This window comes from Promicromonospora sp. NPDC050249, assembly GCF_040656015.1.
Classification (GTDB): Bacteria; Actinomycetota; Actinomycetes; order Actinomycetales; family Cellulomonadaceae; genus Promicromonospora.
Map to the genome: position 1 here is coordinate 1 of NZ_JBFAKY010000067.1, position 10,748 is coordinate 10,748.

General features: G+C 67.9%; 7 protein-coding genes and 2 pseudogenes. 1 reads left to right on the top strand and 8 read right to left on the bottom strand.

Annotated elements, in window-relative coordinates; all coding sequences use genetic code 11:
• The 3 genes and pseudogenes from AB0I32_RS26780 to AB0I32_RS26790 all read right to left on the bottom strand — a co-directional run.
• Positions 1 to 168 (bottom strand): annotated as a pseudogene (locus AB0I32_RS26780) (ABC transporter permease); the annotation flags it as partial.
• Complete coding sequence (locus tag AB0I32_RS26785; protein WP_357511686.1) at positions 165 to 992, bottom strand: ATP-binding cassette domain-containing protein; 828 nt, start codon at positions 990 to 992, stop codon at positions 165 to 167. The pseudogene AB0I32_RS26780 and the gene AB0I32_RS26785, both read right to left, overlap by 4 nt.
• Before the next feature lie 91 nt (positions 993 to 1,083).
• Positions 1,084 to 1,743, bottom strand: coding sequence for a DUF4097 family beta strand repeat-containing protein (locus AB0I32_RS26790; RefSeq protein WP_357511688.1), 660 nt, complete (start codon positions 1,741 to 1,743; stop codon positions 1,084 to 1,086).
• A 233-nt stretch (positions 1,744 to 1,976) separates the two neighbouring features.
• Between AB0I32_RS26790 and AB0I32_RS26795 the strand changes: the two genes are divergently transcribed.
• Positions 1,977 to 2,711: a helix-turn-helix domain-containing protein gene (locus AB0I32_RS26795; RefSeq protein WP_357511690.1), complete on the top strand. Its 735-nt coding sequence runs from the start codon at positions 1,977 to 1,979 to the stop codon at positions 2,709 to 2,711.
• Between the two features lie 177 nt (positions 2,712 to 2,888).
• Here the strand turns inward: AB0I32_RS26795 and AB0I32_RS26800 are convergent, their stop codons facing one another.
• The 5 genes and pseudogenes from AB0I32_RS26800 to AB0I32_RS26820 all read right to left on the bottom strand — a co-directional run.
• The gene (locus AB0I32_RS26800; RefSeq protein ID WP_357511692.1) at positions 2,889 to 3,506 is read right to left on the bottom strand and encodes a hypothetical protein; all 618 of its coding nucleotides are present in this window, start codon (positions 3,504 to 3,506) and stop codon (positions 2,889 to 2,891) included.
• A 13-nt stretch (positions 3,507 to 3,519) separates the two neighbouring features.
• Complete coding sequence (locus AB0I32_RS26805; RefSeq protein WP_357511694.1) at positions 3,520 to 4,086, bottom strand: hypothetical protein; 567 nt, start codon at positions 4,084 to 4,086, stop codon at positions 3,520 to 3,522.
• Entirely contained in the window at positions 3,992 to 4,516 is a 525-nt protein-coding gene (locus tag AB0I32_RS26810; RefSeq protein ID WP_357511698.1) for a helix-turn-helix domain-containing protein, read from the bottom strand. The genes AB0I32_RS26805 and AB0I32_RS26810 overlap by 95 nt, the downstream gene beginning before the upstream one ends.
• Positions 4,517 to 5,258: 742 nt before the next feature.
• Complete coding sequence (locus AB0I32_RS26815; protein ID WP_357511700.1) at positions 5,259 to 7,034, bottom strand: M15 family metallopeptidase; 1,776 nt, start codon at positions 7,032 to 7,034, stop codon at positions 5,259 to 5,261.
• Between the two features lie 114 nt (positions 7,035 to 7,148).
• Positions 7,149 to 10,748 (bottom strand): annotated as a pseudogene (locus tag AB0I32_RS26820) (hypothetical protein); the annotation flags it as partial.

Genomic DNA, 10,748 nt, shown 5'->3' on the forward strand with positions numbered 1-10,748 from the left:
GTAGTTGTCGGTACCGGTCTCGATCGCGCCCCCGAAGACGAAGACGAACAGCAGCATCATGGCGATCGGGGTGACCGCGGTGGTGATGATGGTGTCGGGGCTGCGGAGGATGTGACTCAGGGAGCGGCCGGTCAGGACGGCGGTGTCGCCGAAGAAGTGCTTGTTCATGACTGCTCCTTGCTCGACTCGTCGCTGGTTTCCTTGCTGCCCTTGCCGTTGGTGCCCACGAGCGTGAGGAAGATGTCCTCCAGGGTGGGCTGCTTCTCGACGTACTCGACCTTGGCCGGGGGCAGCAGCGCCTTGAGCTCGGCGAGGGTGCCGTTGGCGATGATGCGGCCCTGGTGGAGGATCGCGATCCGGTCGGCGAGCTGCTCGGCCTCGTCGAGGTACTGGGTGGTGAGCAGGACGGTGGTGCCACGCTTGGCCAGCTCCGCGACGACCTGCCAGACCTCGATGCGGGCCTCGGGGTCGAGCCCGGTGGTGGGCTCGTCGAGGAAGATGATCGGCGGGTTGCCGATCAGGCTCATCGCGATGTCCAGCCGGCGGCGCATGCCACCGGAGTAGGTGCCCGCCTTCCGTGGTCCCGCGTCGACCAGGTCGAACCGGGCCAGGAGGTCGTCCGCGATGCGGCCCGGGTCCTTCAGGTGCCGCAGCCTGGCGACCAGAACCAGGTTCTCCCGGCCGGTCAGGACCTCGTCGACCGCCGCGAACTGCCCGGTCAGGCTGATCGACTCCCGGACGCGCTGTGCGTCGGTGGTGACGTCGAACCCGTGGACGGTCGCCGTGCCGGCGTCCGGCCGGAGCAGCGTCGACAGGATCCGCACCATCGTGGTCTTGCCCGCTCCGTTGGAGCCCAGCAGCGCGAAGATGCTCCCCCGCGCCACCTCGAAGTCCACGCCCTTCAGGACGTGCAGGTCCTTGTAGGACTTCTCCATACCCTGCACCCGGATCGCAGGTGCGCGCCCTGCTCCGGTCGTTGCCTCGGTACTCATCTGATTCCCTCTCGTCACGTTCTCGAAGATCCGGACCACCCCGCCTGCCGGGTCCGGCCGCCGTGGCGGCCGGACCGGGTTCGGAGTGTTGTCAGAGGCTGCGGGCGGCGATGTCGCCCTGGGTGGTGGTCGCGTGGATCTCTACCTCGGCGACGCCGGTGTTCGTGAGCGCGTTCTGGATCCGGCCCATGGAGGTACCGGCGTCCAGGGAGGCGGAGACGCCGTCGGCGACGCCCACCGTCACGTTGCCCGCCTGGGTGGTCAGCACGACCTTGCCGCGGACGGCCTCGGTGATGGTGATGTCGCCCTGCATGGTGCTGATCTCCCCGGGGCCGTTCAGGCGACCGACCGAGACGTCGCCGGCCTGGGCGGTGAGCCTGACGCTCGCCGCCTCGTCGATCTTGATCGCGCCGTAGGCCTCGTGGGTGACGTCGCCGAACCGGCCGACGCCGCGCAGCTCGGCGGTCGCCGTCCTGCCCTCGACGCCGGAGCCGGCGGGAAGCTGGACGGTCACCTCGATGGCACCAGAGGCGCCGAGGACCTCGTGCTTCACCGGCGTCACGATCCGCAGGACGCCGTCGGTGTACTCGACGGTCGTCCGCTCGGCTGCCTTCACGTCGCGGCCCTTGGCGGCGTCCGCCGGCAGGACCTCGACCACCGTGTCGGCACGGTCGGCGGCGATGAGCTGGACCCGTGCGGCGGGGATGTCCAGGACGGCGGTGATCGGGTTCGGGGTGTCGAAGGTCTGCATGGTGTTCAGCTCCTGTGCTCTGCGGTGCCCGTACTTTCTGATGTCGGAAACGCTACGTTGCGTTCGCAGTTCAGGCAACACTGTTGTTGCGTTACTTCACTGTTTATGCAGGTCAGCACGCATAAATCGTTGCGCCCCGTGGAAAATTAACGCAACATCGTTCTCAGTGAACGTTGCACTGGTCGAGAGTGAACGCTATTCTGAGGACCTCACGGAGCACTAAGGAGATCGCTATGCCGGGTGGCAGGCTCACCAAGCAGGAACGCCAGCAGATCGCACTGGGCCTGGCCGACGACCTCGCTTACGCGGAGATCGCGCGACGCCTCGACCGGCCCACCTCGACGATCACGCGCGAGGTGCTGCGCAACGGCGGCCCCGTCGACTACCGCGCCGACCTTGCCCACCGGGCCGCCGAGCGCCGCACCCACCGTCGCAAGCAGACGACGCCCCGCGGCCAGGAGGCACTCCCGCAGGCCCACGGACGCGACGCCGACGCCGTGCGCGAGTTCGAGGAGTCCTTCACCACCCTCTTCATGCAGTCGGGCGTGCCCCGGATCGGCGCCGGAGTGCTGACCTGCCTCCTCACCAGCGACGCGGGCAGCGTCACGGCGGCCGAGCTCGCCCAGCGTCTCGAGGTCAGCCCGGCATCGGTGTCCAAGGCGATCTCGTTCCTCGAGGGCCAGGGCCTCGTCCGCCGCGAGCCCGGTGAGGGTCGACGCGAGCGCTACGTCGCCGACAACGACGTCTGGTACCAGTCGATCATCGGCACCGCGCAGTCCAACGCCCAGCTCGCCACGTCCGCGCGGGAGGGCGTCAGCGTCCTCGGTCGCGACACACCGGCCGGCGAACGGCTCGAGAACATCGCCCGCTTCATGGACTTCATCAGCGAGAGCCTCGTGCGCGCGGCGGCGCAGGCTCGCGAGATCCTCCACACGAGGTCCGGGACGCCCTCGGACGACCCGTCATAGGGGCACAGCGAGGAAGACGCCTTCCAGGCAAGGAAAAACCCCGCTTGGCCGGGGCATCTGACCAGCCGGGCGTGACCGATCCCTCTCTGGCCATAGGCGAGTCCCAAGGATCCGCTGTGCGAGTTCCTACACGATGCCCTGACCAGCACTAACGCTGGTCAGGGCAGAACGCGCGCACTAATCGGTCAGCGATGCCACCTCGGAGCTGGTGAACTGCTGAGCAGGCGCGACCTCAGGGACAGCGGCGGCAAACACACCATCACCCGAGGCGATATAGACGCCGGCTGAGCCACCGACTATCGCGAACGCGCCATCGAAGCTGTCGGTGGCGAACAGGAGGTAGTCCTCTCCGGGTGTGAGCATCGTCGCACCCTCAAGCTGGTAGGTCACTCCATCGACGACTCCACCGGTCTGCACGATGGTGATCTCTTGTCCGGGCTCCACGGATCCCTGGTGGACCACGTCCGCACGGAAAGTGACCGCTGTCGCCGGCACGGCGTCCTCTTCCTGCAGTGCCGCCTCCAGCTCTTCCTCGGACAGTCCCAGCAGTGGGTTTTCCTCGGGGGTGTCGCCCTCGAATCGTGGCGTGAGAACCGTGGGCTCTGTGGCCAAGGCCGCACCCTCCACAACGAGCGTCGATCCAGCGACAAGGCCCGGTGTGTCGTAGGAGGGGTAGTCCGCCTGGAGTTGCACGGTCGACCCCGCGGTTGGCTCGCCCGTGGGCGACGAGCACGCACTCAGCACGAGCACGACGGCTCCCGTCAAGAGCGTCAACTTGCTGAAACTTCTGCGCATGGAATCGCTCCGATCAGTAGTAGCTGTTCGACTCGTTGACCTCGGTGGTCGTGGGTCCTGTGATGACGTTGCGATTGCGGGAGCTGCTCATCAGCCTGGTTGGGAGGTTCGAGTGGTCACCCAGCCGAAGTGCATGCCCGAACTCGTGCGCGGTCGTGCTCCTAACCACGTTCGAGAATGTATAGCCGTTTGCATTGATGTGGGCGTTGAGGTTTACGCTGTCCAGTCTGATGTCATATTGCGACCCTGTGATGAGAGGCCGGTAGAAGCCGAGCCATGTGTCCCCGTACGAACCGACTCTCAAGTCGCTCGTACATCCCGAGAAGACACTGATGTTGCCGGGGAAGCTGGAGTGGTTTCCCAGTGGCGCAGTGCCAGTGATGCCGTAGCGGTCGCGGTAGGCGGCGATCATGCGGGCGGCGGCCTGCCAGCTGTGCCGGGTTCCGGTGTCGTTGGCTTCAGGGCCCTGCGCGGCGAGCCAGGGCTCATGGTCGCGGACGGCGCGTTCCACGAGGTCGGTGATGCGTTGCTCGATCAACGTCGCCCGCTGCTCCAGTGCCAGCCGGTATTCGTCGGTCATCGGCCCGGCGGCTTCGGGGATGAGGCCGGCGATCCGGAGTGGTGGGCGTCGTTGGATGGTCAGCCCGTCGGAGCGAGCCCGACCCGTCACCGGTACCGGTGTGCTCGTCGGTCTCGTCATCGGTAGCAGACGTCGTCCGGCGTGCCTCCAGCCATGCGCGTACGTCGGCCTCGTCGAACATCAGGTGCCGGCCAACCCTGTACCCGGCGGGCGCAGTGCCGCGACGTCGCCAGCCGTGGACCGTCCGTGGCGTGACACGCAGCTTTGTGCACAGTTCGTCGAGCGTCCACAACGGTGTCCGCGACAGGTTCTCGTCGTCCTCAGCGTGGTCGTTCATGGGCGACAGGTGTGCGTGGCACACCGACCGTCCATGACCGCTCATACGCGCCAGGCGCCACCTCGGGCGTGGCACAACCCGTGGCATTTTCATTCGGCCGCCCTTCGTCGTGGCGGTCCGGCAAAAACGAAGAAGGCCGCTGACCTGGCGTTACGCCAGGATCAACGGCCCTCTGTCTGTGGAGCTAGGGGGATTCGAACCCCCGACCTCTTCCCGGTGAGGCGAAACTCTTTGACGTCCGCAGAGCCGACTGACAGGGCGATCATGATCGCCCTGGTGAGCCCCAGAAACGGCGGGATCTCGCCGCTTCCGGGGGGCTCCCTCCCAGCCTCACATGGATGGGCAATCATCGGCAAGCGCGGGCGTTCTTTGGCACAGGACTCGTGTCATCACGCGTGTCACGACGGCAATCGTGTCAGGAATCGTGTCAGGTTCCTGTGCCCACGTATCGAGGAAGTCTCACCCTGGAACGACCGATCGGAGGCATCTACAACGTGGGCGTCGACATCGTGTCCAGGCATGAAGGGCGCCGCCAATGTGTGGTGGCGGCGTTCGAGTGATCCAGTCGGCGTAGAGCGATAAGTTCGAGCAGCCGAGTCTCGACCCGGTGGCCGTCAGCTTCGGCACGGCGGAGTTCGGCAGCCAGGGGGAATAGCACGACCTGACGCAGGCCACGTCCGGCGGCTGCTGCGGAACCGTCCTCACGGACGCGGCCGTCGTGTCGTCGGCCACCGCGGGCCTGGTGTTGCGGGTCCCCCAGCCGGACCCGGCGTGCTCACCCCTCCCGCAACTGTGGTCGGCCCACTTGGTGCCTGCTCGGATGTCACGCACCCGGTTAGTCCTCGGTGTCGTCGACGGCGAGGCCCAAACTCTTGGCGAGGCTGGACAGCGGGCCGGAGGACACCGACGGACTGGGCGATGGCGTCGGGGCGTGCGGCGTCTCGCCGTCACCGCTCGGGGCCGGCGTCGGAGTTGGGCTCGGCGACGGCTTCGACGGAGGCGGTGTTGGGGAGGCCGAGGGCTCCTGGCCAGGTTCCGAGGGAGATGGGGACGGGGATGGAGATGGGGTCGGTGATGGGGTCGGGGAGGCCGAGGGCTCCGGGCTGGGTTCCGAGGGCAACGGTGACGGGGTCGGTGATGGAGATGGGCCGGTCGTGGGTGTAGTCGGCTTCGGCGCAGGGTCGCTCGGCGTCGGCTTCGGGGTGGGCTTGGACGGCCTCTGCGATGGCGGACTGGTGCTCGGCCCGTCCGCCGGCTTCGTGGGCGGCTTGTGTACTCCACCGGCAGTCGAGCCGTCCTTCGGCTTGGGATCAAGCGCCGGCTTGTAGCGTGGGCTCGCACCATCAGACGAGTCGGACGGCCCGGTCGGACCCCAGGTGCCGACGTCGGACGGCTCGATCGCACGGTCGGGTACCGCACCTGCCGCGAAGAACTCGAAGTGCCATGGCTCGGGCTTGGTACCACCCGGCCGGGCCCATGACGGGTTGTCCCACCCGAAGGCCGGACCATGCACGCGCAGCCACACGTACTCCGCGGAGGCACCCCCTGCGATCGGGTTGCTCAGGTCCACGGCCAGGCCCCAGCCATGGTTGGACGTACCGGGGACGGCTGCGAGATGCGGCTTGGCGCTGGCGACGGCAATCTGCTGGACGTAGGACCGGTAGGAGTCGGTGATCGGGATCGGGTACCCGAACTCACGCTCAAACTTGTCGCTCAAGGCCGTCAGCCGCTCCGCGGCGTCACAGCGCAGCATGTGCCCCGGCGCGAACTCCAGCGGGCAGAGCACCGCGGCCGGAATCCGGCCGTTGGCATAGCCCAGGGTCGAACCACCGAACACCGCGACCACGTCGAGCAGGCTCTCGCGCAGCGAGAAACCTTGACCTTCCTGGGCGCCCTGCACCTTCATCATCGCCAGGTTTTCCCGCGAAGAGAGGCCCTGGCGCTGGTCGGCACGCTGAACCTCCACCAGCGCGTTGGGCACCGACGAGTCAAGCATGTTCGCCAGCCGCACTGCCGCAATCACGACCTGGTCATAGGTGACATAGCCGGTGTGCGAGCCCTCGGCGTGCGGGTCGACCACCGAGGTGTGCTCGTAAGACGCCTGCACAACCGACGGGACGTCCTTCTGCGGCGCATGCCCCTGGACGCCGTCGTTCGCGCCGTCGTCCTTCTTGGAGACGCGTGCGACCGGCGCGTCCTGGATGCGCAGGCCGTAATTCTTCTCACCGAACGCCAGCTGCTGCATCTTGTAGGTGGTGTAGAGCATGCCGAGCTCGGCAGTAGCCTGCGCTACCGTCGGGCTGAGGTCCGGGCCCTGTTCCCGCGCCTGCTTGTCGGCGCGCTCCAGGACCGCCACGATCTGGTCCAGGCTCACATCGTCCGGGGCCGTCTCGGTCTGCCTGACCGGCGCGCTCTCGATCAGCCCTTGGAGCTGGATCGGAAGGTCACGGTCGTTGTCGGGAACGTGCGAAGCCGGGACATTCGCCGAAGCGGTGAACAGCAAACCCCCCGCAGCCACGGTAGCGACAGCGCCCGCCCACGCGGTGCGCAACAACCTGCGCGGGCTCGGGCTTGAGATGGGCTTGGCGAGTTTCTTCGCCTTGTCCTTCACGCGTCGCTCCCTCGGTCGGTGCGTTGCTTGGTGGTGCGCAGTACGTGTGGTTCGGAAGCGAAAGCCCTGCCCACGAGCTGGCTGACCGTGGGCAGGGCTTTCGGTCTCAGGGCGTCAGCCGATGTTGCGCCGGTGCCGCGCGATGATCAGGGCTGCCGCGCCGAGCAGGATCAGCAGTGCTGCTCCTACGACGAGCCAGCCGATGTCCGCTCCCGTCGCCGCGAGGGGCGGCGGGTCACTCGGCGTTCCGGGGTCGCTCGGCGTTCCGGGGTCTCCGGGCTTTCCGGGCTCCTTCGGGGTGGCGCAGGCGTCTGCGGTGTCGGTCAGGTCGTTGTGACCGATGCCTGCGGTGTTCGCGAACCCGCCCGCCCGGCCGGAGCCGGGCTCGGGGCACGTGAAGGTGGACCCGTTGTCGGCGTCGTCCCCGACGTCGGCCTGGACTCGCACCTGGTAGGTGTGGGTCGCACCGCCGGGCAGGGACACATCAGTGGCGACCACGTTTGCGGCACTGCCCTCGGCGCCCTGACCTGTCCAGGACTTGGCAGCGGTCACGCCCTTGGGCGTGGCTGTCACGGCAGCGGCGGTGACGTCGATGCCGGTACCGAACCGCAGCCGGTCGGTGAGGGTATATGCGCCCTCGGCGTCACCGGTGTTGGTCGCCTTGATCGCGTAGGTGATCGTCCACTTCCCGTCCTTCCCGGCGACCGGGTCACCGATCACGGACTTGGTGATGTCGATCGACGGCACCGGAGCGCAGTCCGTGTCGGTCTGCTTCTCGCCGGTCTCGTCGGTCAGGGTCGCGGCGTTGTTCAGTCCCTGCTCGATCAGGTTCGACCCGGCCGGGACGGTGCAGGCAGGTGCGCCCGTCCCGTCGTCGGCCACGTCACCCTGCTCGAAGTGCAGCGGGACCTTCGCGGTCACGGTGACCCGGTAGACGTGCGGGGCGTACCCGTCGTCGTCCAGGCCGGCGATCGTCACGTCCGTGGCGATGCGCTGGTTGCCGTCGCCGTCGAACGCCGAGTCGAGCTCGATGCCCTCCGGCCCGGTGACCTTGACGTCATCGACCGTCACGACCGGAGCGAACAGGAACTCGTCGTCCAGGTCGTACGTGGTGGCCTCGGTCCCGACATTACCCACGGTGATGTCGTAGACGACCTTCCACTGACCGTCACCCACGGCCTTGGCGGAGACCAGGGCCTTGTCGAGGGTGGGCTTGCCCGGGCGCACGCACTCCTCGTCGGAGTCCTTGATCCCGTTCCAGGTGACGTCGGCGACGTTGTTCAGTGCCCCGTCAGCGGTCCCGTCGGTGGTGGTGCACCAGTCGCCGAGATCGGGGAACACGATGCCGCTCAGGTTCACCGAGTACCGCACGGTGACGCTGTAGGTGTGCACGACCGGGGCGTCAGGCGCCTCGGCGATGGGCTGGTCAGTCACGATCCGCGGCTCGTCGACGCCGTCGAAGTCGGGGTTGATCCCGACCGAGTCCGGCGCGTCAGTCGTCACGTCCTGGATGCCGACCACGGTGACCCCATCGCCGGGTGCGAGGGTGTCGTCGAGGTTGTAGCTGCCGGCGCCGGGACCACTGTTGGTGACCGTGATCTCGTAGGTGGCGTCGTAGACGCCGTCCTCACCGTCGACCGGTACCACCGCGCCCGAGATGGACTTGGTGATGTCGATCAGCGGCAGCGGCGCGCACGCGTCGTCGGCCTGGGTCTCACCGTTGTGCGTGAGCTCGCCGGTGTTCGCCAGCCCGCCGGTCTCGCCCGAGCCGGGCTCCGGGCACGCGAGCGTGTCCGGCGTAACGGTCGCTTCGTCGAGCGAGACGACCACCTCTATCTGATAGGTGTGGCTCTCTCCGGCGGGTAGGGCGACGTCGGTGGCGATCACGTTCTCGTCGCCGCCGTCTTCGCCTTGTCCGGTCCAGTCCGGCGACGCGGTGACGCCGTCGGGTGCGGTGGTCACCTCAGCGGACTCGACCACGATCCCGTCCCCGTACTGCAGGCGGTCGGTGAGGTCGTAATCCCCCTCGGCCTGGCCGGTGTTGGTCGCGACCAGGTCGTAGGTGATGGTCCACGTGCCGTCACCGTTCGGCGTCGGACCATCGCTGATGGTCTTGTCGATGCCGATCAGCGGCAGGGTCGGGCAGACCTCGTCCGCGCCCACGATCCCGTTGTGGTCCAGGGTCGTGGAGTTTGCCAGGCCGCCGTTCTCGCCGGTGCCCGGGGGCGGGCAGGCCAGCACGGCCGGGTCGATGGTCGCCTCGTCCATCTCGACCACTACCTCGACCTGGTAGGTGTGCGTACCACCCGCAGCCAGCTCGACGCCGGAGGCGACCACGTTCTCCGCGGCCCCCTCAGCGCCGAGACCCGTCCAGCCGTCTTCGAGCGTCACACCGTCCGGAGCCGTGCTCACCGCGGCCGAGACGATCTCGATGCCCTCACCGAAGTGCAGGCGGTCGGTCACCTCGTACTCGCCGGCAGCCTCGCCGGTGTTCTCCGCGACGATGTCGTAGACCACCGTCCAGGTCCCGTCACCGTTCGGCGTCGGACCCGCGCTCACCGTCTTGTCGACGGTGATGTACGCGATCGTGACGCAGGCCTCGGCTTCGTCGGTCAGGTCGTTGTGCTCGATCCCGGCCGCGTTGGACAGGCCACCGGGGCTCTCCTCGCCCATCGCGGAGCACGGCGTGATGACCGGGCTGCCCCCGGCGTCGCCGGAGATCCCGATGATCACCTCGACCTGGTAGGTGTGGCTCTCGCCCGCGGGCAGAGTCACGTCGGAGGCGATCACGTTCTCCGGAGAGGTCTGGTCGGCCCCCAGGCCGGTCCAGTCCGGCGACGCCGTGACGCCGTCGGGTGTGGTGATGACGCTGCCCGACTCAATGACCAGGTCACCGTCCGCCGTCATCTTGTCCGTCACGTCGTACTCGCCGTCCGCCGTACCAGAGTTCGACGCGACGATGTCGTACGTGACCGTCCAGGTGCCGTCCCCGTTCGGGACCGGACCCTCGCTGACCGACTTGTTGATGTCGATCGAGGGGATCGGCGCGCACGCCTGGTCCTCCTCGACCTCACCGGCGGAGTCGGTCATCGCCGAGGTGTTGTTGAACGCGGTGTCCGAGTCGTCACCATCGGCGCCGCACTCGGTCGGGTCGTCCGCGCTGCCCGCACCGGGCACCTGCAGCGGCACGTCGGCGATCACGGTCAGCTCGTACTCGTGCGGCGCGTAACCGTCGTCGTCATTACCGGCGAGCAGTACGTCCGACGCGATCAGGGTCTCGCCCTGACCGTCCCAGGCCGGGTCGGCCAGCGTCACACCGTCGGGCGACGCCGTCACCTCAGCCGAGACGATGTTCGCATCGGAGGCGAAGTGCAGCGTGTCGTCCAGGCTGTAGGACGTCGACGCCGACGACGTGTTGCTCACCTCGAGGCCGTAGACGACCTCCCACTGGCCGTCACCGATCGGGGTTGCCGAGATCAGCTCCTTGGTGTGCGTCGGGTCGCCCTCCACCTCCAGCCCTGCCGGGTCGCAGTTGATCGTCGGGGGCACCTCGGAGTCCTCTGGGACGTCCGCGGCACCGCACGCCGTGTTCACGACCGTGTCCGGGCCGCCCTCCTCGAGGACGATCTCGAACTCGTGCGCCTCGCTGTCGCCGGGAGCCAGCTCGTCGACCGTGAACGAGCCGTCGGGGAAGAGGTCGTCCGTGATCGCGAG

What these genes read in the sequence shown, in the direction of transcription:
- AB0I32_RS26785 (WP_357511686.1), bottom strand. Translation starts at nt 992, where the DNA reads ATGAGTACCGAGGCAACGACCGGAGCAGGGCGCGCACCTGCGATCCGG.
- AB0I32_RS26790 (WP_357511688.1), bottom strand. Translation starts at nt 1,743, where the DNA reads ATGCAGACCTTCGACACCCCGAACCCGATCACCGCCGTCCTGGACATC.
- AB0I32_RS26795 (WP_357511690.1), top strand. Translation starts at nt 1,977, where the DNA reads ATGCCGGGTGGCAGGCTCACCAAGCAGGAACGCCAGCAGATCGCACTG.
- AB0I32_RS26800 (WP_357511692.1), bottom strand. Translation starts at nt 3,506, where the DNA reads ATGCGCAGAAGTTTCAGCAAGTTGACGCTCTTGACGGGAGCCGTCGTG.
- AB0I32_RS26805 (WP_357511694.1), bottom strand. Translation starts at nt 4,086, where the DNA reads ATGACCGACGAATACCGGCTGGCACTGGAGCAGCGGGCGACGTTGATC.
- AB0I32_RS26810 (WP_357511698.1), bottom strand. Translation starts at nt 4,516, where the DNA reads ATGAAAATGCCACGGGTTGTGCCACGCCCGAGGTGGCGCCTGGCGCGT.